Source organism: Streptomyces sp. RLA012 (genome assembly GCF_056270325.1).
Genome location: NZ_JBWDPA010000002.1, coordinates 3697950 through 3720246 on the forward strand (window position 1 = coordinate 3697950; position 22297 = coordinate 3720246).

Below are 22297 nucleotides of genomic sequence, written 5' to 3' on the forward strand. Positions count from 1 at the left end.
TGAGCCCCTGTTTGACAATTCAGCTCCCGCCCGGATATACTGTGCCAACGAACTGCTTCGCGACCGAAACCTCCTGAAGTCGCGAACCATTCAATATACGCAAAGAAATCCCCCGAGCGCAATTGCTCGGGGGATTTCTTGTGTGCGCCGCCCTATCAGGACCGGACCGCATCAGGGCCGTGTCAGAGCACGTCGGACAGCTCCTCCAGCAGCCGTCGCTTGGGCCGGGCGCCCACCATCGACTTCACCGGCTCACCACCGCGGAACACCATGAACGTGGGCATCGACAGCACCCGGTAGGCATTCGTCGTCACCGGGTTCGTGTCGACGTCCAGCTGGACGACCTTGAGCCGCTCGCCCTCCTCCGCCGCGAGGGCGCTCAGCACCGGCCCCATCTGCCGGCACGGCGGGCACCAGTCCGCCGTGAACTCCACCAGTACGGGCAGCTCCGCGCCGATCACCTCCGTCTCGAAGTCCGCGTCCGTCACCGAAGCCACGCCTGCCACCTTGGTCACCGTGTCCGCCCTCCCAGTTCGCATACGGGTTCCGGGCCGCCCGGAACCTCCGCCTCGGCCGCCAGCTCGTCGCGCGCCAGCTCGGCCCGCGCCAGCTGAGCCCCGACCTCGGCCCGTACGGCGCTCAACTCGCCGATCAGGGCGTCGAGTTCGCCCAGCTTGCGCCGGTAGACCGCGAGCGAGGCCGGACAGGAGTCCCCCTCCGGGTGCCCCGCCCGCAGACACTCCACGAACGGCCGCGTCTCCTCCAGGTCGAACCCGAAGTCCTGCAGCGTCCTGATCTGCCGCAGCAGCTTCAGGTCGTCCTCGTCGTAGGTGCGGTAGCCGTTGTGAGTGCGCCGCGCGGGCAGCAGCCCCCGCGACTCGTAGTACCGCAGAGTCCGCGTGGTGGTGCCGGCCCGCGCCGCCAGCTCGCCGATTCGCATGTCTCGACGGTATGCCTTGACGCCGACGTCAAGGCAAACAGCAGGGCAGGCAGCTCCGAGACAGGTGTCATTGACGGAAACCGCTATTTCGGAAAACGGCCGATTGCCCGACTATTGGCCGCCGGAACGTTCCCTCTCGTCGCGGACCGCAATGCCGAGAATTCCCTGGCGAAGGCGCCGCGGCCACGGACATTCGATGCCGTCAGGCGTGGACCGCCACGCCCGCCGACTCCTCCACCTCCAGCAGCGACGCGCTCTCCCGCTCCTCCTCGAACGCCCTGCGCCCGCCGCGCAGCCCGAAGAGGCGTTTGGTGAGGGCGATGTAGAGGACGGCGAGGATGTTGAGAACGAGGGTGGCGATCTTCAGATAGCTGACCTGTTCGGTGAGTTCGTAGATCTCCAGGGGCAGGAAGGCCGCGGTGGCGACCACCGTCAGATACTCCGCCCAGCGCTTCGCGTACCAGAGGCCGCCCGCCTCGACGAGTTCGATCAGCGCGTACGCCAGCAGCAGCACGGCCACCAGGACCAGCGTGGAGTGCTTGTAGCCGAAGGACTTCTGGATGCTGCCGACGACCGGTGAGTGGTCGAGGTCGTAGTGGAAGTGCTCGAAGACGGGCCGGAGGACATCGAGGTACTCGTCGAAGAGCCGGCGCACCGAGTGCCGGCTGTTGCTGAACTTCCACACCGCGGCCGCGACCAGCACGATGAACACCCCGCGCACGGCCCGTTCGATCGCCAGGAAGCGCAGGATGAACAGGTCGCGCAGTACCTTGCCGCGCGGTACCAGCGGTGCCTGCTCCGCGGGACCGGACCCGTGCGGTTCGCCCAGTGCGAAGTCGCCGCAGCGCAGACAGCGCCAGGCCTCGCCGAGGCTCGTCCCGGCGCGGAGCCGCGCACGCAGTTCCGGCTCGTCGGGCGCGTAGGTCACATGGCCGCGACGCGCGCACGTCCGCCGGTCCCAGTCGATCTTCATTCTCGGTGTCCTCCGCAGAACGTGCCGTACCGTGCCGGGTCGGTCCGGCACGGCACGGTGGTGCATGTCCTACGAGACGGGACCCCGAGGGGCTGCGGTTCCGGGGCTGCGGTTCCGGGGCTGCGGTTCCGGGGCTGCGGTTCCGGGGGTGCGGTTCCGGGGGTGCGGTTCCGGGGGTGCGGTCAGCCCGTCGTGGCGCCGGTGAGCTCCGGTGCCTCCGCGACCGGCTCCGGGGCCTCCGCCAGGGTGGCACCGCCCCTCCGCGGCAGCAGGACGGCGACCAGCACGGTCCCCACTCCCAGGATCACCGCACCGATCAGGCTGGTGTGCGCGACCGCGTCCGAGAAGGAGGAGCCGACCGCGTCGGCCATCTGCCGTGCCCCCTGGGCGAGCTGGTCGGCCTGCGTCTTCAGCTGCCCGGCCTTCTCGGTGCTCCCGGCGTGCGCCGCCTGCGTGGCCTGCTCGCCGAGCTGCCGGGCCTTGTCGCCGATGCCCTGGGCCACGGCGTAGCCCGCGCCGACCGAGTCCTGCGCCGTGGACAGGGCGCCCGCCGGGAGCTCGCTGCCCGCGGTGGCGTCCGAGAGGTGCGAGGAGTACGAGCCCGCCAGCACGGAACCGAGGAGGGCGATGCCGAGCGAGCCGCCGAGTTCCAGCGAGGTGTCGTTGACCGCGCCGCCGACACCGAGTTCGGCCTCGGGGAAGGCACCCATGATGGCGTCCGTGCAGGGCGCCAGTGCGAGCCCGATGGCGAGGCCCAGGATGGTGAGGGGCAGCACGAGATCGCCGTACGAGGATGCCGCGTCCACCCTGGTGAGCAGCGCGAGCGACGCCGTGCCGCCGACCATGCCCGCGGTGACCGTGATCTTCATACCGATGCGCGGGGTGAGGTACCCGGTGAGCGCGGAGCCGACGAAGACGGCGCCGGCCAGCGGCAGCATCCGTATTCCGGTGTCGAGCGCGTCGTAGCCGAGGACGAACTGGAGGTGCTGGGTGAGGTAGTAGAAGGCGCCGAAGACGGCCAGGAAGAAGAGGGCGACGGCGAGGTTCGAGCCCGCGAACCGGCGGTTCGCGAAGCGGCGCACGTCGATGACCGGGCGCGGGTGGCGCAGCTCCCACACCACGAAGGCGGCGAGGCCGACGCCCGCGACGACCGCGGCGGTCACGGCCTTGACGCCCCAGCCGAAGTGCGGGCCCTCGATGATCATGTAGATCAGTGCGCCTGTCCAGACCACGGAGAGCAGCCCGCCCACGTGGTCGATGCGGTGCTGGTGCGCGGCCCTGGACGGCGGTACGAGGACGAGGGCGCCGACGATCGCGAGCACGGCGATGGGCACGTTGATCAGGAACGTGGACGACCAGCCGTGGTGCTCCAGCAACGCACCGGCGACCAGCGGCCCCGCCGCGATGGCGAGTCCGGCGGTGGCGGTCCACAGGGTGATGGCCTTCGCCCGCTCGGCACGTGGGAAGGTCGCGGCGAGCAGGGAGAGCGTCGCGGGCATGATCAGGGCGGCGCCGACGCCCATCACGGCACGGGCCGCGATGACCCCCGTGGAACTGCCCACGAGGGAGCCCGCGACCGCGCCGCCGCCGAAGACGACGAGCCCGAGCACGAGCGCGCCGCGGCGGCTGTACTTGTCGCCGATCGCGCCGAGCAGCAGCATCAGCGCGGCGTACGGGACGGTGTACCCGTCGATGACCCACTGCAGGTCGGCGCTCGACAGGCCCAGATCCCGGGTCATGTCGGGGGCCGCGACCGTGAGGGCGGTGTTCGCCATCACGATGATCAGCAGACTCAGGCACAGCACCAGCAGCGCCCACCAGCGCCGGGCATAGGGCCGGTCCATCCTCTCGACCGGTTCGTTCATGACGAGACGCATGTGTACGCCCACCTTCCTCGCTCGGCTTGCACCACTACGGACACCATCACGTGCACCACTCGTGCACCGCTCGTGCACCACTACGGACACCATCACTTGCACAGCGACGTGCAATTGCACGACAGTGTGCAATGTACGGCCGATGCACACCACTGTGCAAATGGAGGAGGTGGAGCCCTTGCGCAGGAGCGCCGGATCGCCCCGAGGGCGTGCAGAATGAGGGCCATGACCACGGGTAACGCCAGCCGCGCGGATGCGAACCGCCGCCGGATCCTCGATGTCGCGCTCGCCGAGCTGTTGCGCGACCCCGACGCGTCCATGGACCAGATCGCGCGGGCCGCGGGCGTCGTACGGCGCACGGTGTACGGGCACTTCCCGAGCCGCGAGGCGCTGATCAGCACGTTGACCGACGACGCGGTGGACACGGTGGCCGCGGCGCACGCGGCGGGCCGGGAGGGCATCGAGGATCCGGCGGAATCGCTGATCCGCTCGACACTCGCGGTCTGGAAGATCGCCGACCGCTACCGGCTGCTGGTCGCGCTCGCCCAGCGCAGCGTCACGGTCCAGGGCATCCGCGAGCGGCTCACACCCGTGCGCGAGGCATGTGCGGAGGTGCTGCGGCGCGGCTTCGACCAGGGGGTGTTCGAGTCCCCGCTGCCGGCACCGGCGCTGGCGTACGTGCACGAGCAGTTGCTGTTCGCGCTCATGGAGGCGGTGAACGACGGCCTGCTGGCACCGGAAGAGGCGGGCCGCTCCGCCGTGATCACCATGCTGACCACGGCGGGCGTACCCGCCTCTCGCGCCACCGAACTGGTGACCAAACATCTACTTCGGTAATACACCGGGCGGCCAGGTCCACGGGGGGAGAACCTGGCCGCCCGGCGGCTTGGGGGGACTTATGAGCCCGGGGGGGCGACGCGCCCCTCAAGGGGCGCGGGGCTGTGTCATCGTGCGGCTCCGCCGCGCGGGCGCGACCAGCCACGATCCACCCGCGGCCTCCGAACGACCCGCGGCCCCTCCTCCAGCGGAGCGCCTACGCCTTGGCCAGCTCCTTCTCGCCACCCTGCTCCGGCACCTCGGCGCCGACGTCCGAGGCGTCATCCTCGTCGTTGTCCAGCAGCGTCTTCTCGTCGAACGGCAGCTCACCGGCGAGAACCCGGTTCACCCGCTCCTTGTCGACCTCACCCGTCCAGGTACCGATGAGCAGCGTGGCGACCGCGTTGCCCGCGAAGTTGGTGACCGCACGCGCCTCGCTCATGAACCGGTCGATGCCGATGATCAGACCGACACCGTCGACCAGCGCCGGCTTGTGCGACTGCAGACCGCTGGCCAGCACGGCGATACCGGAGCCGGAGACACCCGCCGCGCCCTTCGAGGCGACCATCATGAAGAGCAGCAGCCCGATCTGCTGGCCGATGCTCATGGGCTGGTCCATCGCGTCGGCGATGAACAGCGAGGCCATGGTCAGGTAGATCATCGTGCCGTCGAGGTTGAAGGAGTAGCCGGTCGGCACGGTGATGCCGACGACCGGACGGCTGACGCCCAGGTGCTCCATCTTGGCGATGAGCCGCGGCAGCGCGGACTCGGACGACGAGGTGGAGACGATCAGCAGGAACTCCCGGGCGAGGTACTTCAGCAGCTGGAAGAGACTGACCTTCGCCACCAGCTTCGTCAGGGTGCCGAGCACGATGACGATGAACAGCGCACAGGTGATGTAGAAGCCGAGCATGATCGTGCCCAGCGCCTTCAGCGCGTCCATACCGGTCTCACCGATGACGGCCGCCATGGCCCCGAAGGCACCGATGGGCGCGGCCCACATGATCATGCCGAGGATGCGGAAGACCAGCTTCTGGATGTGCTCGACCCCGCGCAGCACCGGCTGCCCCGCGCGGCCCATGGCCTGCAGTGCGAAGCCCACGAGGAGGGCGATCAACAGGGTCTGGAGCACCTGGCCCTCGGTGAAGGCCGAGACGAAGGTGGTCGGGATGATCCCGAGGAGGAAGTCGACGGGGCCCTCGGCGGCGGCCTCGGCCTGCGTGTGTCCGACGCCCTTGACGGCCTCGGTCAGGTGCATCCCGCTGCCGGGGTGGATGATGTTGCCGACGACCAGGCCGATGGCCAGGGCCACGAAGGACATACAGATGAAGTAGCCGAGCGCGAGACCGCCGACCTTGCCGACCTTGGCGGCCTTCCGTACGGAGCCGACACCGAGCACGATCGTGCAGAAGATGATCGGGGAGATCATCATCTTGATCAGGCTCACGAAGCCCGTACCGATCGGCTTGAGCTCCTTGGCGAAGTCCGGCGCGGCGAACCCGACGCCGATGCCGAGCAGAACGGCGATGATCACCGCGATGTAGAGATAGTGGGTGCGGTCCCGCTTGGCTGCGGGTGCGGCAGGTGCCGTTTGGATGCTGGCCACGGCTGCCCTCCTTGACGACGTCATCGGCATCATCCGGCGTGCGGCTCACGTCCGGCGGAACCCGGTGTGCGGCTCACTCCGGGGGATCCGCCCGGGGTCTGACTCCCGGTCGGAGCCGGGAGGCGTGCTCCCGGGGGATGCGGTGACTATCTCCCGCCCTGTGAGGGCGGTCACCCTTCCGTTCATTTAGTACATCGAAACAGCGATCGGCCACTCTTCACACACTGGCATGCTAGTTTCTGAGCATGGAGGGTCCCGTGAAGCGGGCGTTCAAGTACCGCTTTTATCCGAACGACGCGCAGGCGGCTCAACTGACGCGGACGTTCGGTTGTGTGCGCAAGGTCTACAACCTGGCCCTGCAGGCCCGCACCACGGCCTGGTTCACCGAGCACCGCCGGATCAACTACGTCCAGACCTCCGCGCTGCTGACCGATTGGAAGAAGACCGAGGAGTACGCCTTCCTGGCCGAAGTCTCGTCGGTTCCGCTGCAGCAGACGCTGCGGCACTTGCAGGGCGCCTTCACCAACTTCTTCGAGAGGCGCTCCGCCTACCCGCGCTTCAAGTCCCTCAAGAAGTCGCGCAAGTCCGCGGAGTACACCCGCTCGGCCTTCACCTACCGCGATGGCCGGCTGACCTTGGCGAAGATGCAGGAGCCACTGGACATCGCCTGGTCCAGGCCGCTGCCCGAGGGGCAGGTGCCCTCGACAGTGACGGTGACGCAGGACGGTGCGGGGCGCTGGTTCGTCTCCATGCTCTGCGAAGACGCCTCAGTGAAGGCGCTCCCGGCCGTCAGTGCGGCAGTGGGCGTCGATGTCGGCGTCACCTCGCTGGTGACCCTTTCGACCGGAGAAAAGGTCACCAACCCGAAGTTCGAGAAGAGGGACCGGGCCAGGCTTTCCCGCGCCCAGCGAGAGCTGTCCCGCAAGGCGGAGGGTTCCAGCAACCGCAATAAGGCGCGTGCCCGGGTCGCCGGCATCCATGCCCGGATCGCCGACCGGCGCCGGGACTTCCTGCACAAACTGTCCACACGTCTCGTTCGTGAGAACCAAACGATCGTGATCGAGGACCTCACCGTCCGGAACATGCTGAAAAACCGCACACTGGCCCGTGCGATTTCCGACGCATCCTGGACCAAATTGCGCTCCATGCTCGAGTACAAGACCCAGTGGTACGGCCGCGACCTCATCGCGGTGGACCGCTGGTACCCGTCGAGCAAGACCTGCTCGGCCTGTGGCCATCTGGTCGCGAAGCTGCCGTTGAACATCCGGGCATGGACCTGTGCCGCGTGCGGGACTGTCCACGACCGCGACGAGAACGCGGCGAAGAATATTTTGGCCGCCGGGCTGGCGGTGTCGGCCTGTGGAGCCGGTGTAAGACCTCAGCGGAGAACCTCCGGGCGGGCTGTCGGTGCTGAAGCAGGAATGCTCCGAAGGAGCACCGCCTAGCGGTGCAGAGTCGGAGATTCCCCCTGCTTGAAGGGGGGAGAGGCCAATTAGTTCACGCTTATACGAACTTCGAACCACCGACGGCGGCGGACGACGGAATACGGGACTCCGAGTGCCAGGCAAGGGCGAGGCACACTGATCCCATGCGCCTTCCCCTCGTCCCGCGCCCCCGCAGCCTGGCCGGCCAGCTCTTCGCCATGCAGGCCGTGCTCATCGCGGTGCTCGTCGCCGGATACGCGCTGTTCACGTACGTCAGCGACCGCAGCCAGGCCGAGGACGCGGCGGGCCTCCAGGCCATGGCCGTGGCCCGTTCGATCGCCGACGCGCCCTCCGTCCGCGACGCCGTCCGCACCACGCACCCCACGAAGGACCTCCAGCCGTACGCCCTCCAGGTACAGCGGGACACCGGCGTGGACTTCGTGACGATCATGAACCCGCAGGGCATCCGCTGGACCCACCCCGACGAGTCGCTGATAGGCAAGCACTTCCTCGGGCACATCGGCCCCGCCCTGAACGGCAGGTCCTTCACGGAGACCTACACGGGCAGCCTGGGCGCCTCCGTCCGCGCCGTCACCCCGATCCTGTACAACGGCCACATCGTCGGTCTGGTCAGCGCGGGCATCAAGGTCGAGGCGATCACCAAGCGTGTGCAGGACCAGGTGACGGCCCTGATCGGCGTCGCCGGCGGCGCGCTGACCCTGGGCGGCATCGGCACGTACGTCATCAACGCCCGGCTGCGCCGCTCCACGCACGGCATGAACGCGGCCGAGCTCAGCCGGATGCACGACTACCACCAGGCCGCTCTGCACGCCGTACGCGAGGGGCTGCTGATGCTGGACGGGCAGTACAGGGTGGCGCTGATGAACGACGGCGGGCGGGAGCTGCTGGGTGTGACGGACGAGGTCGTCGGGCATTCCGTGGCCGAGCTCGGGCTGCCCGCGCCGCTCACGGGCGCGCTGCTGTCGGCGGCGCCACGGGTGGACGAGGTGCATCTGACGGCGTCGCGCGTCCTGGTCGTGAACACCTCCCCGGTGTCCGGCGGGGAGCGCCGCGGCACGGTGGTCACCCTGCGCGATGTGACCGAACTCCAGTCCCTGACGGGCGAGTTGGACTCCGAGCGCGGCTTCACCCAGGCACTGCGCTCACAAGCGCACGAGGCCGCGAACCGGCTGCACACGGTGGTCTCGCTGATCGAGCTGGGCCGCGCCGAGGAGGCCGTCGAGTTCGCCACCGCCGAGCTGGAACTCGCCCAGACGCTCACCGACGAGGTGATCTCGGCGGTCAGCGAACCGGTGCTCGCCGCCCTGCTGCTGGGCAAGGCGGCCCAGGCGAACGAGCGGGGCGTGGAGCTGGTGGTGTCGGAGGAGAGCGACATCGACGACGACCTGCTGTCGACCGGCCTTCCGGCCCGTGACCTGGTGACCGTGCTGGGCAATCTGATCGACAACGCGATGGACGCGGCGCAGGGGACGGTGGGGGCGCGGGTGACCGTCACGGCCTTCACGGACGGCTCCGGCCTGGTGCTGCGGGTCGCCGACACCGGCGCCGGGGTGGACCCGGCCCACGCCGAGGCGGTCTTCCAGCGCGGCTGGTCCACGAAACCGTCCGGGCCCGGGGGGCGCGGGCTGGGCCTGGCCCTCGTACGCCAGGCGGTGAGTCGTCACGACGGCACGCTGACGGTGGCGGAGGCGGCCGGGGGCGGGGCGGAGTTCGAGGTGCGGCTGCCGTTGCCCACGGTGGCTTCGGCCGCCTCCGACGGATCCGCTTCGGACACCACCGCAGAGGGCCCCGCAGAACGAACCGCAGAACGAACCGCAGAACGAACCGCGGAACGAACCGCGGAACGAACCGCGGAACGGACCGCAGAACGGACCGCAGAACGGACCGCAGAACGGACCGCAGAACGGACCGCAGAACGGACCGCAGAACGGACCGCAGAAGGGGCCGCCGAACGGTCCGCCGCCGAGCCCAAGTCCACCCAGCACGCCATGCCTGGAGGCGACGTATGACCGCCGATCCCATCCGCGTACTCGTCGTCGAGGACGACCCGGTCGCCGCCGACGCGCACGTCATGTACGTCGGACGGGTGCCGGGCTTCACGGCGGTCGGCAAGGCGCACACGGGTGCGGAGGCGCGCCGCGCCCTGGACCGTACGACGGTGGATCTGCTGCTGCTCGACCTGCACCTGCCGGATGTGCACGGTCTGCAGCTCGCCCGCTCCCTCCGGGCCGCCGGCTATCACGCGGACGTGATCGCGGTGACGTCCGCGCGGGATCTCGCGGTCGTACGGGAAGGGGTCTCGCTCGGGGTCGTCCAGTACGTCCTGAAGCCCTTCACCTTCGCCACCCTGCGCGACCGTCTCGTCCGGTACGCCGAGTTCCACGCGGCGGTGGGCGAGGCGAGCGGCCAGGACGAGGTGGACCGCGCCCTGGCCACGCTGCGCTCCCCGGGCCCGGCCGCGCTCCCCAAGGGCCTCAGCGCGCCGACGCTGGAGCGGGTCACCCGGGCGCTGCGGGACTGCGCCGAGGGCCTGACGGCGGCCGGGGTCGCGGAGTCGGTCGGTATCTCCCGGATCACGGCCCGGCGCTATCTGGAGCACCTGGTGGAGGCGGGACGGGCGGCGCGGGCTCCGCAGTACGGGCAGGTGGGACGGCCGGAGCTGCAGTACCGGTGGGTCAGGAGCTGACCGCGCGGTCGTCTCGGTGTGCACGAAAGACCGCACCGGCGCGGGCGGGGTCGAGGACCTCGACCAGGCGGCGACGGGCCTTCAGCCGGCCGAACACGGCATCCGGTACGGCCACCGCAAGGTCGTGCAAGGTCATTGACCTGGACTAGTCCACCCTCTTACGTTCACCGGGCAGACAACTCGGCCACCAACGACGTCGGCCAGCAGGAGGTCCTGCCCGTGCGCCCCACCGCCGCCCCACTTCTCCTCGTCACTCTGCTCACCGCGACCGCGCTCAGCGCCTGCGGTTCGGGCTCCGGAAGCGATCCGGACACCGTGAAGGTCTCCTTCAAGCAGTCCACCGACAACTCGATCCGCGTGATGGACACCTACTTGGGTGAGATGAAGAAGGAGTTCGAGAAGGCGAACCCCGGCAAGAAGGTGGAGCTCGTCCCGATCAAGGCTCCCGACTCGGAGTACTACACAAAACTCCAGCAGATGCTGAGGTCGCCGAAGACGGCCCCCGACCTGGTCTACGAGGACACGTTCCTCATCAACTCGGACATCACCAGCGGCTACTTGAAGCCCTTGGACACCTACCTGAACCGATGGCCCGACTGGAACCAGTTCATCGACACGGCGAAGTCGGCGGCGAGAGCGCAGGACGGAAAGACGTACGGCGTCCCGGACGGCACGGACACCCGGGGCCTCTGGTTCGACAAGGGCATCTTCGAGAAGGCGGGCCTGCCGGCCGATTGGCAGCCGAAGACGTGGAACGACGTACTGACGGCGGCCCGCACCATCAAGGCGAAGGTCCCGGGAGTCACCCCGCTCAACGTGTACACGGGCAAGGCCGCGGGCGAGGCGGCCACCATGCAGGGCTTCGAGATGCTGCTGTACGGGACGGGTGACGGAACGTCGGACCCCCTGTACGACACGGCGTCGAAGAAGTGGATCGCGGGCAGCCAGGCCTTCAAGGACGCCCTCACCTTCGTGCAGACCGTCTACAAGGAGAAGCTGGGCCCCGACGTCTCGGACGCCCTGGACCCGAACATCAGCACCAACGTCCGCGGCGAACTCCTGCCCCAGGGCAAGCTGGGCATCAACCTGGACGGCAGCTGGCTCCCGCAGGACTGGCTGAAGGGCGCGGGGCACGAGTGGCCCGAGTGGTCCCAGAAACTCGGCCTCGCCTACATGCCGACGCAGACCGGCCAGGCCCCCGGCAAGGTCAGCATGTCCGGCGGCTGGACCTGGTCGGTCCCCTCCAAGGCGTCCAACCCCGATCTGGCCTTCAAGTTCATCGAGACGATGCAGACGAAGGCGAACGCGCAGAAGTGGTACATCGCCAACTCCGGCATCGCGGTGCGCAAGGACGTGGCGTCCGACCCCGCGTACGTACAGGCGCAGCCCGGCATCAAGTTCTTCACGGACCTGGTCGCGACCACGCACTACCGGCCCGCCTACCCGGCCTATCCCAAGGTCTCGACCGCCGTCCAGGAGGCCATGGAGGGCGTGACGACGGGCGACAGCTCGGTGGACAAGGCGGCGAGCGGCTATGACGAGGAGCTGAAGACGGCCACCGACAACCAGGTGACCAGGAAGTGAGGCTCCACCGTTCCCCGCCCCGCGTCCCGGCCCGTTCCCCGGCCCGCTCGCTGACCCGCGTCCTCCCGCTCGCCCCGGCCGTGGTCCTCCTGCTCCTCTTCCTGGCGGGCCCGATCGCGTACTGCGCGTACATCGCCTTCACCGACCTCCAGCTGACGGGCCAGGCGCACTCGTCGTTCGTGGGCTTCGACAACTTCCGCGCCGCGTTCGAGGACGACGACTTCCTGAACGCGGTCTGGCTGACGCTGGTGTTCACGATCCTGTCCTCGCTGGTCGGCCAGAACACGCTGGGGCTGGCACTGGCGTCGCTGATGCAACGGGCGTCGAAGCCGGTACGGACGGTGGTGGGCGGGATCGTGATCACGGCGTGGGTGCTGCCGGAGGTGGTGGCGGGGTTTCTGCTGTACGCGTTCTTCCGGCGGGAGGGCACGCTGAACGCGATCCTGGACCGGCTCCATCTCCCCACCCAGAACTGGCTGTTCACGCTGCCGATCCTGGCGGTGTCGTTCGCGAACGTCTGGCGGGGAACAGCCTTCTCCATGCTGGTGTACTCGGCGGCGCTGAACGAGATCCCGAAGGAGATCACGGAGGCGGCGGAGATGGACGGGGCGGGTGGCTGGCGCCGGATGTGGCACATCACCCTCCCGATGATCCGCCGCTCCATCGGCACGAACCTGATGCTCAACACGCTGCAGACGCTGTCGGTGTTCGGGCTGATATGGGTGATGACGAGGGGAGGCCCGGGCAACAGGAGCCAGACGCTCCCCCTCTTCATGTACGAGCAGGCCTTCCAGAAGAGCATGATCGGCTACGGCACGGCGGTGGCGTTGCTGCTCCTGGTCGTCGGCTCACTGTTCTCCGTGGTGTACATGCGGCTGCTGCGGACGGAGGTGTGAGATGGCGCCTTTGACCGGGGGCAGCCTCGGATCCCGCCGGACGGGACGACGTCTGGCCGCGGACGCGGGGCTGCTGACGGTGGCCGCCGCCTTCGTACTCCCGCTGGCCTGGGTCGTCCTGTCCGCACTCGACCCGCACGCGGACCTCAAGGTGAAGGTCCCGGACGGCCTCACGCTGTCCAACTTCGACGCCGTCCTGAAACCCGACATCACCTTCACTCCCCTGCTCAACAGCCTGATCCTGTGCGGGGGCGGCACGCTGCTGACGGTGGTGTGCGCGACGCTCGCGGCCTATCCGCTCTCCCGGTTCCGCTCACGCCTGAACCGCCCGTTCCTGCTGACGATCCTCTTCGCCACATGTCTGCCGATCACGGCGATCATGGTGCCGGTGTACGCCTTGTTCGTACGCGTGAATCTCATCGACACCGTGCAGGGCACGATCTTCTTCTTCGCCGCGTCACAGCTCCCCTTCGCGATCTGGCTGATGAAGAACTTCATGGACGGCGTACCGAAGGAACTGGAGGAGGCGGCCTGGACCGACGGCGCGTCGCCGCTCCAGTCCCTGCTGCGGATCGTGCTGCCGCTGATGGGCCCGGGGGTGGCGGTGGTGACCGTTTTCTCCTTCGTGATGATGTGGGGCAACTTCTTCGTCCCGTTCATGTTGCTCCTCACCCCGGACCAGATGCCGGCGTCGGTGAGCATCAACGACTTCTTCGGGAATCGCGGGACGGTCGTCTATGGCCAGTTGGCCGCCTTCTCGGTCATCTATTCGACCCCGGTGATTCTGCTGTATGTGCTGGTGGCGCGTCGGGTGGGCGGGGGGTTCGCGCTGGGTGGGGCGGTCAAGGGGTGAGAGGGCGAGAGGGTGACCTAAATTTCCCTTTGCGGTACTTTTAATACGTTTGAGAGTTGGTCCTTCACGACGCAGCCAAAGGAGTCCCCGGCATGGCTTTCTTCACCGTCAAGGACGGCACGTCGATCTTCTACAAGGACTGGGGTGCGGGTCAGCCGGTCGTGTTCAGTCACGGATGGCCACTGAACGGAGACGCCTGGGACCCCCAGGCCCAGCTCATGGCGGACAACGGCTTCCGCGCCGTCGTGCACGACCGCCGCGGACACGGGCGTTCGGCTCAGCCGTGGGACGGGAACGACCTGGACACCTACGCGGACGACCTCGCCGAACTCATCGAGGCGCTGGACCTGCGGGACGTCATCCTCGTCGGTCACTCCACCGGCGGGGGCGAAGTGACCCGGTACGTCGGACGTCACGGCTCCGGCCGCGTCGCCAAGGCCGTTCTCCTCGGGGCGATCCCGCCGCTCATGCTCAAGACCGAGGCGAACCCCGAAGGACTTCCGCTGGAGGTGTTCGACGGGATCCGCCAAGGGGTCGCCACCGACCGTTCGCAGTTCTACAAGGACCTGAGCGAGCAGTTCTACGGAGCCAACCGGCCCGGCAACAAGGTGTCGCAGGGCACCCGCGACGCCTTCTGGCTGTGGTCGATGCAGGTCGGGATCAAGGGCGCCTACGACTGCGTCAAGGCGTTCTCCGAGACGGACCTCACCGAGGACCTGAAGCGATTGGACGTCCCCACCCTCATCGCGCACGGCGACGACGACCAGATCGTGCCGATCGTGGCCGCGGGCAACAAGTCCTCGAAGATCGTCAAGGACGCGACCTTCAAGGTGTACGAGGGCGCCCCCCACGGCCTGTCGATGGTCGCCCCGTTCAAGGACGTCTTCGACGCCGACCTCCTGGCCTTCGCGAAGTCCTGAGACGGAGAGTTGAGTCATGTCGCAACCATTGGTACCACCGGGCGAAACCCCTCCGGCCGAGGGTTGTATCGCTGAGACACATCAAGAAAGGCCGGACGGCGGGATCTGGGAGCACCCCCTGTTCTGGCTCGGAATGATCACCCTCGGGTCGATCGTCGTGGCGGCGTACTTCCTGGCCCGCATCATCGGCTACTGAAGCGGTCGGGGACCACGGCGGACAGCGCCACAAGGGCCGCAGGGGCAGTACCGTATGTTCCTACAATCCGTAATTGTGGCCGAACGGACCGTAGTCACCATCGCCCCGACCCCATACTTTGTGCGCGTGCACCCTCCGCAGGCCCACCAGCCCACTCCGCCCTTCGACGCTTCGGCCGCCCGCAGACTGAGGGCAGCGCTCGGCATGGGGCCCGAGCACGTCGCGTACGGGATGAGATCCTCGTACGGGCTGCCGTATGTCACTCCCGACCTCGTCATCGCCTGGGAGAGAGGGACGACCAGCCCCAGTGGGCCCGAACTCACCGCGCTCGCGGGCGTGTTGTGGTGTTCGCCGGTTGACCTCGTGGGCGCGCCGCGCACCTTGCGGGAGCACCGTGTCGCGCGCGGTCTGGCCCAGGAGGACGTCGCCCGTGTCGTCGGCCTCGAACTCCTCGCCTACCAGCGGATGGAGGAGGCCGACGAGTGGCGCGGCAACGACCGTCAGTCGGTTGCCCTCGCCGACGCCCTCGAACTGTCGCTGCGGGACTTCATCACCGTCACGGGGCGCGACGGCAAGCTGGCCGAGCTGCTGCGCGGCGCCATGACGACGCGCTGGCAGGCGTGTGTGCGTCCGGTCGGGAAGATGATCCCGCTGGACCGGCGCCTCCTGGAGAACGTCCTCCAGGAGATGTACAGGGAGTACCAGGGGCAGCTGGTCGGCACGGTCGGCTGGAGCACCGGATCGACCGCCACCGAGGACGAGGACTCCGGCCGCGACTTCCTCGACCGGATCGTCGACCACTTCTGGTCGATGGTCCAGAGAACCACGTACTGAGCCCCGTACGAGCCGAGTCCGTAGGATCCGAGTCAGAACGAGCCGAGCCCGTACGAGCCGAGCCCGTACGGCCTAGAACACCAACTCCGCCTCGTCCATCCGGTCCTTCGGGACCGTCTTCAGCTCCGTGACCGCCTCCGCCAGCGGCACCATCAGCACATCCGTCCCGCGCAGTGCCGTCATGCGTCCGAAGTCGCCCCGGTGCGCGGCCTCCACCGCGTGCCAGCCGAAGCGGGTGGCGAGCACCCTGTCGTACGCGGTCGGCGTGCCGCCCCGCTGCACATGGCCGAGGATGACCGGCTTGGCCTCCTTGCCCAGGCGCCGCTCCAGCTCGTACGCCAGCGCCGTGCCGATGCCCTGGAAGCGCTCGTGGCCGAACTGGTCGATGGCGCCGTGGCCGTAGTCCATGGTGCCCTCGACCGGGTGGGCGCCCTCGGCGACGCAGATGACCGCGAACTTCTTGCCGCGGGCGAAGCGCTCCTCGACCATCGCCATCACGTCGGACGGGTCGAAGGGGCGCTCGGGCAGGCAGATGCCGTGGGCGCCGGCCGCCATGCCGGACTCCAGGGCGATCCAGCCCGCGTGCCGGCCCATGACCTCGACGACCATCACGCGCTGGTGGGACTCGGCCGTGGTCTTCAGACGGTCCATGGCCTCCGTGGCCACGCCCACTGCCGTGTCGAAGCCGAAGGTGCGGTCCGTCGACGAGATGTCGTTGTCGATCGTCTTCGGGACGCCGACCACCGGCAGCCCCGCGTCGGACAGCATCCGGGCGGCCGTCAGCGTGCCCTCGCCACCGATCGGGATCAGCACGTCGATGCCGAACTCGCGGGCCATGTCCTGCGCGTTCTCGCACGCCTCGCGCAGGCGGTCGCGCTGCAGTCGTGAGGAGCCGAGAATCGTGCCGCCGCGGGCGAGGATGCCGCTGACCGCGTTCAGGTCGAGGGTGCGGTAGCGGCCGTCGAGCAGGCCCGCGTAGCCGTCCTCGAAGCCGATGACCTCGTCCCCGAAGTTGGTGACCGCTCGGTGCACGACCGACCGGATCACTGCGTTCAGGCCCGGGCAGTCGCCGCCTGCGGTGAGAACTCCGATACGCATCGTGCTGTGTCTCCTGCTCGCTGCTGGTACGTGTGAGCCGGTCCGATTGTTTCACGGGTCGGAGCGCGGCGCCGATGCCCCTCTTCCCTCACCAGGACCTTTGTCCTGGCGGGCGCCCTAGCTACCCTCAGGGGTATTGTCAAGAGGGTTCCGCTCGACCCAGTGGGCCACTTTTTCGAGCCAGAAACCACCCAGCGCCGCAACAGATGGAGAGTACGCGTGACCCGCAGCGTCTACGTGACCGGGATCGACCGCGGAGACGGCCGCCAGGTCGTCGAGCTGGGGGTCATGGAACTCCTGACTCGCCAGGTCGACCGGGTGGGCGTGTTCCGTCCGCTCGTCCATGACCGACCTGACCGGCTCTTCGAGCTGCTGCGCGCCCGCTACCGGCTGACCCAGGACCCGGCGACCGTCTACGGCATGGACTACCACGAGGCGTCCGCGCTCCAGGCCGAGCAGGGGGCGGACGAGCTGATCTCCACCCTCGTGGACCGCTTCCACCTGGTCGCGCGCGACTACGACGTCGTCCTCGTCCTCGGCACCGACTACGCCGACACCCAGTTCCCGGACGAGCTGACGCTGAACGCCCGGCTGGCCAACGAGTTCGGCGCCTCCGTGATCCCGGTCGTCGGCGGCCGCGGCCAGAGCGCCGAGTCGGTGCGCGCCGAGACGCGCAACGCCCACCGCGCGTACGACGGGCTCGGCTGCGACGTCCTCGCCATGGTCGTGAACCGGGTGGCCCCGGCCGACCGCGCCGAGATCGGCGAGCGGATCGACCACCGGCTGCCCGTGCCCTGTTACGTCCTCCCCGACGAGCCCGCGCTCTCCGCGCCCACCGTCGCGCAGATCACCCACGCCCTCGGCGCCAAGGTGCTCCTCGGCGACGACGCGGGGCTCGCGAGGGACGCGCTCGACTTCGTCTTCGGCGGCGCGATGCTGCCGAACTTCCTGAACGCCCTGACCCCGGGCTGCCTCGTCGTCACCCCGGGCGACCGCGCCGACCTGGTGGTCGGCTCGCTCGCCGCGCACAGCGCGGGCACCCCGCCGATAGCCGGCGTGCTGCTCACCCTGAACGAGCGGCCCAGCGACGAGGTCCTCACCCTCGCCGCCCGCCTCGCCCCCGGCACCCCGGTGCTCTCGGTGCCCGGCAACTCCTTCCCCACCGCGGCCGAACTCTTCTCCCTGGAGGGGAAGTTGAACGCCGATACCCCCCGCAAGGCGGAGACCGCCCTCGGTCTCTTCGAGCGGTACGTGGACACCGGCGACCTGCTCCGGCGCGTCTCCGCGCCGAGCACCGACCGCGTGACCCCGATGATGTTCGAGCACAAGCTCCTCGAACAGGCCCGCTCCGACAAGCGCCGCGTCGTCCTCCCCGAGGGCACCGAGGCACGCGTCCTGCACGCCGCCGAGGTGCTGCTGCGCCGGGGCGTGTGCGACCTGACGCTGCTCGGTCCCCTCGACCAGATCCGCAAGAAGGCCGCCGACCTCGGCATCGACCTGGGCGGCTGCCAGCTGATCGACCCGGTCACCTCCGAGCTGCGCGAGCGCTTCGCCGAGAAGTACGCCGCCCTGCGCGCCCACCGGGGCGTCACCGTCGAGCTGGCGTACGACGTCGTCGCCGACGTGAACTACTTCGGGACGCTGATGGTGCAGGAGGGGCTCGCCGACGGCATGGTGTCCGGCTCCGTGCACTCCACCGCCGCGACCATCCGGCCCGCCTTCGAGATCATCAAGACCAAGCCCGACTCGAAGATCGTCTCGTCCGTCTTCTTCATGTGCCTCGCCGACAAGGTCCTCGTCTACGGCGACTGCGCGGTGAACCCCGACCCGAACGCCGAGCAGCTCTGCGACATCGCCATCCAGTCGGCCGCCACCGCCGAACAGTTCGGTGTCGAGCCGCGGATCGCGATGCTGTCGTACTCGACGGGCACGTCCGGTTCGGGCGCCGACGTCGACAAGGTGCGCGAGGCCACCGACCTGGTGCGGCTGCGGCGCGACGATCTGAAGATCGAGGGGCCGATCCAGTACGACGCCGCGGTCGAGCCGACCGTCGCGGCGACCAAACTGCCGGACTCCGAGGTCGCGGGCCAGGCGTCCGTGCTGATCTTCCCCGACCTGAACACCGGCAACAACACCTACAAGGCCGTTCAGCGCTCGGCCGGCGCGATCGCCGTCGGCCCGGTCCTGCAGGGCCTGCGCAAGCCCGTCAACGACCTGTCCCGCGGCGCGCTGGTGCAGGACATCGTCAACACGGTCGCGATCACGGCGATCCAGGCCCAGACTCCGGACAAGGCATGACCACCACCGACGACCACCGTCCTCCACCCAGAAGGCACCCCGCAGTGACCGCCACCCGCGTCCTCGTCCTCAACTCCGGCTCCTCCTCGGTGAAGTACCAACTGCTCGACATGCGCGACAGCAGCCGTCTCGCGCTGGGCCTCGTCGAGCGCATCGGCGAGGGCACCTCCCGGCTGAAGCACACGGCGCTCACCACGGGCGAGTCCCGCGAGACGGTCGGTCCCATCGCCGACCACGGCGCCGCCCTCAAGTCCGTCGCGGAGGAGCTGGCCAAGGACGGGCTCGGCCTGGACTCCCCCGAGCTGGCCGCGATCGGCCACCGGGTCGTGCACGGCGGGCAGTCCTTCACCGACCCGACGGTCGTCGACGAGACCGTCCTCACCGAGATCGAGCGGCTGATCCCGGTCGCCCCGCTGCACAACCCGGCAAACCTGATCGGTATCCGTACGGCACGGGCACTGCGCCCCGACCTCCCCCAGGTCGCCGTCTTCGACACCGCCTTCCACACGACGATGCCGGAGTCGGCGGCGCGCTACGCGATCGACGTGCGGACCGCCGACGAGTACCGCATCCGGCGCTACGGGTTCCACGGCACCTCGCACGCGTATGTGTCCCGGGAGACGGCCAGGCTGCTGGGCAGGGCGCCCGAGGACGTGAACGTCATCGTGCTGCACCTCGGCAACGGCGCCTCCGCCTCCGCCGTACGGGGCGGCCGCTGCGTGGACACCTCCATGGGGCTCACGCCGCTGGAGGGACTGGTCATGGGCACCCGGTCGGGCGACCTGGACCCCGCGGTCATCTTCCATTTGATGCGCGTTGGCGGGATGTCCACGGACGAGATCGACACTTTGCTCAACAAGAAGAGCGGCCTGATCGGTCTGTGCGGCGACAACGACATGCGGGAGATCCGTCGCCGTGTCGACGAGGGTGACGAGCAGGCGCGGCTCGCCTTCGACATCTACATCCACCGCCTGAAGAAGTACATCGGCGCCTACTACGCGGTACTGGGCCGGGTGGACGCGCTCGCCTTCACCGCCGGAGTGGGCGAGAACGCCGCCCCGGTGCGCGAGGCCGCGGTCGCCGGTCTGGAGGAACTCGGCCTGGCGGTCGACGCCGGCCTGAACGCCGTGCGGGGGGACGGGCCGCGGCTCGTCTCCCCGGAGGGCGCGCGGGTCGCGGTCGCCGTGGTGCCGACCGACGAGGAACTGGAGATCGCCACGCAGACCTACGCACTCGTGGGCGCGTCCCACGACCTCATCTGAGCGGCACCGCGCCACCTCGTCCGGGCGGCACGCGCCACCTCACCTGAGCGCCGGCGCGCCCCTTTGTATCTTCCGCCAGACGGAATATTCCGTAGCGAAACAAACCGATAGGATCGCCCTATGCGCCGTTCGAAAATCGTCTGTACTCTCGGCCCCGCGGTCGACTCCCACGAGCAGCTGGTCGCGCTGATCGAAGCCGGCATGAACGTGGCCCGCTTCAACTTCAGCCACGGCACGCAGGCCGAGCACCAGGGCCGCTACGACCGGGTCCGGGCCGCCGCCGCCGAGACCGGCAAGGCCATCGGTGTCCTCGCCGACCTGCAGGGCCCGAAGATCCGTCTGGAGACCTTCGCCGAGGGACCCGTCGAGCTGGTGCGCGGTGACGAGTTCACCATCACCGTCGAGGACGTGCCCGGTGACAAGCACATCTGCGGTACGACCTACAAGGGCCTGCCGGGTGACGTCTCCAAGGGCGACCCGATCCTGATCAACGACGGCAACGTCGAGCTGAAGGTCGTCGAGGTCGACGGCACCCGGGTCAAGACGGTCGTCATCGAGGGCGGTGTGATCTCGGACCACAAGGGCATCAACCTGCCCGGCACGGCCGTGAACGTGCCGGCGCTGTCCGAGAAGGACGTCGAGGACCTGCGCTTCGCGCTGCGGATGGGCTGCGACATGGTCGCCCTGTCCTTCGTGCGTGACGCGGGCGACGTGAACGACGTGCACAAGGTGATGGACGAGGAGGGCCGCCGCGTCCCCGTCATCGCCAAGGTGGAGAAGCCGCAGGCGGTCGCCAACATGGACGCCGTCGTCGCGGCGTTCGACGCCGTCATGGTGGCCCGCGGCGACCTGGCCGTCGAGTACCCGCTGGAGAAGGTGCCGATCGTCCAGAAGCGCCTCGTGGAGCTCTGCCGCCGCAACGCCAAGCCGGTGATCGTCGCGACCCAGATGATGGAGTCGATGATCACCAACTCCCGTCCGACCCGCGCCGAGGCGTCCGACGTCGCCAACGCGATCCTCGACGGCGCCGACGCGGTCATGCTCTCCGCCGAGTCGAGCGTGGGCGCGTACCCGATCGAGACGGTCAAGACGATGTCGAAGATCGTCGTGGCGGCCGAGGAGGAGCTTCTCTCCAAGGGTCTGCAGCCGCTGGTCCCCGGCAAGAAGCCGCGCACGCAGGGCGGTTCGGTCGCCCGCGCCGCCTGCGAGATCGCCGACTTCCTCGGCGGCAAGGGCCTGGTCGCCTTCACCAAGTCCGGTGACACCGCCCGCCGCCTCTCCCGCTACCGCGCGGCCCAGCCGATCCTGGCCTTCACCACCGACGAGGGCACCCGCAACCAGCTCGCGCTGAGCTGGGGCGTCGAGTCGCACGTCGTGCCGTTCGTGAAGAGCACCGACGAGATGGTCGACCTCGTCGACCACGAGCTCCAGAAGCTCCGGCGCTTCGACGACGGCGACATCGTCGTCATGACCGCCGGCTCGCCCCCCGGCGTCCCCGGCACCACCAACATGGTCCGGATCCACCACCTGGGCGAGAGCGGCCGCACCGCCTGACCCGCGCTTCCCGTACGCCGCTGAGGGCGCCTCCTGCCAGGCAGGGGGCGCCCTCGGTGTCGGGTGGTCACGGCGACCACGGCAGCTCGCCGGCCAGCCGCTGACACGCCTCGAACTCGCTCCACCGCGGGGCGAGCCGGGCCGCCTCCTCCGGGCTCATCGGCATGGCGTCCAGGGCTCGTTCGAGCACGGGTCCGGGATCGAACAAGGCGACGTCCGCCCGTGGCCCCACCCTTCTCCAGCAGCCAGGACCTGAGCCACAGATCGCGCAACAGCCATTCGTTGTGCCGGGTCCGCCTGGATGCGGGCGGCGAACCGCTGGGCCGCGGCCAGCCCTGACCGGACCGCCGCCGCCCGACACCGGGTGGGAGAGCTCCTCGCCGTTCGAAGTCCGTTCAGCAGTGTGGCCCGGCCCTCCGCGGAAGCGAAGGGCCGGGCCACACTCCTCGGTGCGCGGCT

Annotated in this window: 21 protein-coding genes; 14 read left to right on the forward strand and 7 right to left on the reverse strand. The window is 69.0% G+C overall.

Features of this window, described 5'->3' with window-relative positions; translation table 11 throughout:
• Nucleotides 1-182 precede the first annotated feature (182 nt).
• From RV986_RS16630 to RV986_RS16645, 4 genes are all read right to left on the reverse strand, one after another.
• A complete protein-coding gene (locus tag RV986_RS16630) occupies nucleotides 183-497 on the reverse strand; it encodes a thioredoxin family protein (RefSeq protein WP_475918159.1) in 315 nt (104 codons plus the stop codon).
• Nucleotides 498-511: 14 nt separating this feature from the next.
• Nucleotides 512-940, reverse strand: coding sequence for a MerR family transcriptional regulator (locus RV986_RS16635; RefSeq protein WP_475918160.1), 429 nt, complete (start codon nucleotides 938-940; stop codon nucleotides 512-514).
• 202 nt (nucleotides 941-1142) lie between these two features.
• A complete protein-coding gene (locus RV986_RS16640) occupies nucleotides 1143-1913 on the reverse strand; it encodes a DUF2127 domain-containing protein (RefSeq protein WP_475918161.1) in 771 nt (256 codons plus the stop codon).
• A 182-nt stretch (nucleotides 1914-2095) separates the two neighbouring features.
• Nucleotides 2096-3790 carry an MFS transporter gene (locus tag RV986_RS16645; protein WP_475918162.1) on the reverse strand — a complete coding sequence of 565 codons (1695 nt, stop codon included), beginning with the start codon at nucleotides 3788-3790 and terminating at the stop codon, nucleotides 2096-2098.
• 216 nt (nucleotides 3791-4006) lie between these two features.
• On the opposite strand from RV986_RS16645, the gene RV986_RS16650 reads away from it, so the two are divergent.
• A complete protein-coding gene (locus RV986_RS16650) occupies nucleotides 4007-4627 on the forward strand; it encodes a TetR/AcrR family transcriptional regulator (protein WP_475918163.1) in 621 nt (206 codons plus the stop codon).
• Between the two features lie 196 nt (nucleotides 4628-4823).
• Here RV986_RS16650 and RV986_RS16655 read toward each other — a convergent pair whose 3' ends face one another.
• Nucleotides 4824-6245: a cation:dicarboxylate symporter family transporter gene (locus RV986_RS16655; protein ID WP_475918164.1), complete on the reverse strand. Its 1422-nt coding sequence runs from the start codon at nucleotides 6243-6245 to the stop codon at nucleotides 4824-4826.
• A gap of 212 nt (nucleotides 6246-6457) precedes the next feature.
• Between RV986_RS16655 and RV986_RS16660 the strand changes: the two genes are divergently transcribed.
• The 10 genes from RV986_RS16660 to RV986_RS16705 all read left to right on the forward strand — a co-directional run bounded on the left by RV986_RS16660 (nucleotide 6458) and on the right by RV986_RS16705 (nucleotide 15626).
• Nucleotides 6458-7657 (forward strand): RNA-guided endonuclease InsQ/TnpB family protein, encoded by a 1200-nt coding sequence (locus RV986_RS16660; RefSeq protein WP_475918165.1) that lies wholly within the window; start codon nucleotides 6458-6460, stop codon nucleotides 7655-7657.
• Between the two features lie 143 nt (nucleotides 7658-7800).
• Nucleotides 7801-9666 carry an ATP-binding protein gene (locus RV986_RS16665; protein ID WP_475918166.1) on the forward strand — a complete coding sequence of 622 codons (1866 nt, stop codon included), beginning with the start codon at nucleotides 7801-7803 and terminating at the stop codon, nucleotides 9664-9666.
• Entirely contained in the window at nucleotides 9663-10343 is a 681-nt protein-coding gene (locus RV986_RS16670; protein WP_475918167.1) for a response regulator, read from the forward strand. The genes RV986_RS16665 and RV986_RS16670 overlap by 4 nt, the downstream gene beginning before the upstream one ends.
• 16 nt (nucleotides 10344-10359) lie before the next feature.
• Nucleotides 10360-10482 (forward strand): hypothetical protein, encoded by a 123-nt coding sequence (locus RV986_RS16675; RefSeq protein WP_475918168.1) that lies wholly within the window; start codon nucleotides 10360-10362, stop codon nucleotides 10480-10482.
• A 74-nt stretch (nucleotides 10483-10556) separates the two neighbouring features.
• Nucleotides 10557-11927: an extracellular solute-binding protein gene (locus tag RV986_RS16680; RefSeq protein WP_475924299.1), complete on the forward strand. Its 1371-nt coding sequence runs from the start codon at nucleotides 10557-10559 to the stop codon at nucleotides 11925-11927.
• The gene (locus RV986_RS16685) at nucleotides 11924-12823 is read left to right on the forward strand and encodes a carbohydrate ABC transporter permease (protein WP_475918169.1); all 900 of its coding nucleotides are present in this window, start codon (nucleotides 11924-11926) and stop codon (nucleotides 12821-12823) included. The genes RV986_RS16680 and RV986_RS16685 overlap by 4 nt, the downstream gene beginning before the upstream one ends.
• Nucleotide 12824: 1 nt before the next feature.
• Nucleotides 12825-13676 carry a carbohydrate ABC transporter permease gene (locus RV986_RS16690; RefSeq protein WP_475918170.1) on the forward strand — a complete coding sequence of 284 codons (852 nt, stop codon included), beginning with the start codon at nucleotides 12825-12827 and terminating at the stop codon, nucleotides 13674-13676.
• Nucleotides 13677-13768: 92 nt separating this feature from the next.
• On the forward strand, nucleotides 13769-14596 hold the full coding sequence (locus RV986_RS16695; RefSeq protein WP_475918171.1) for an alpha/beta fold hydrolase: 828 nt from the start codon (nucleotides 13769-13771) through the stop codon (nucleotides 14594-14596).
• Nucleotides 14597-14612: 16 nt separating this feature from the next.
• A complete protein-coding gene (locus RV986_RS16700; protein WP_475918172.1) occupies nucleotides 14613-14792 on the forward strand; it encodes a DUF6480 family protein in 180 nt (59 codons plus the stop codon).
• Between the two features lie 204 nt (nucleotides 14793-14996).
• The gene (locus RV986_RS16705; RefSeq protein ID WP_475924300.1) at nucleotides 14997-15626 is read left to right on the forward strand and encodes a helix-turn-helix domain-containing protein; all 630 of its coding nucleotides are present in this window, start codon (nucleotides 14997-14999) and stop codon (nucleotides 15624-15626) included.
• A 72-nt stretch (nucleotides 15627-15698) separates the two neighbouring features.
• Here RV986_RS16705 and RV986_RS16710 read toward each other — a convergent pair whose 3' ends face one another.
• Complete coding sequence (locus tag RV986_RS16710) at nucleotides 15699-16724, reverse strand: ATP-dependent 6-phosphofructokinase (RefSeq protein WP_384917079.1); 1026 nt, start codon at nucleotides 16722-16724, stop codon at nucleotides 15699-15701.
• Between the two features lie 219 nt (nucleotides 16725-16943).
• Between RV986_RS16710 and pta the strand changes: the two genes are divergently transcribed.
• From pta to pyk, 3 genes are all read left to right on the forward strand, one after another.
• The gene (gene pta, locus RV986_RS16715; RefSeq protein WP_475918173.1) at nucleotides 16944-19022 is read left to right on the forward strand and encodes a phosphate acetyltransferase; all 2079 of its coding nucleotides are present in this window, start codon (nucleotides 16944-16946) and stop codon (nucleotides 19020-19022) included.
• A gap of 44 nt (nucleotides 19023-19066) precedes the next feature.
• Nucleotides 19067-20284 (forward strand): acetate kinase, encoded by a 1218-nt coding sequence (locus RV986_RS16720; RefSeq protein WP_475918174.1) that lies wholly within the window; start codon nucleotides 19067-19069, stop codon nucleotides 20282-20284.
• Between the two features lie 120 nt (nucleotides 20285-20404).
• Nucleotides 20405-21838, forward strand: a complete 1434-nt coding sequence (pyk, locus tag RV986_RS16725) for a pyruvate kinase (RefSeq protein WP_475918175.1) — start codon at nucleotides 20405-20407, stop codon at nucleotides 21836-21838.
• Between the two features lie 67 nt (nucleotides 21839-21905).
• Here pyk and RV986_RS16730 read toward each other — a convergent pair whose 3' ends face one another.
• Nucleotides 21906-22028 carry a hypothetical protein gene (locus RV986_RS16730; RefSeq protein WP_475918176.1) on the reverse strand — a complete coding sequence of 41 codons (123 nt, stop codon included), beginning with the start codon at nucleotides 22026-22028 and terminating at the stop codon, nucleotides 21906-21908.
• Nucleotides 22029-22297 lie beyond the last annotated feature (269 nt).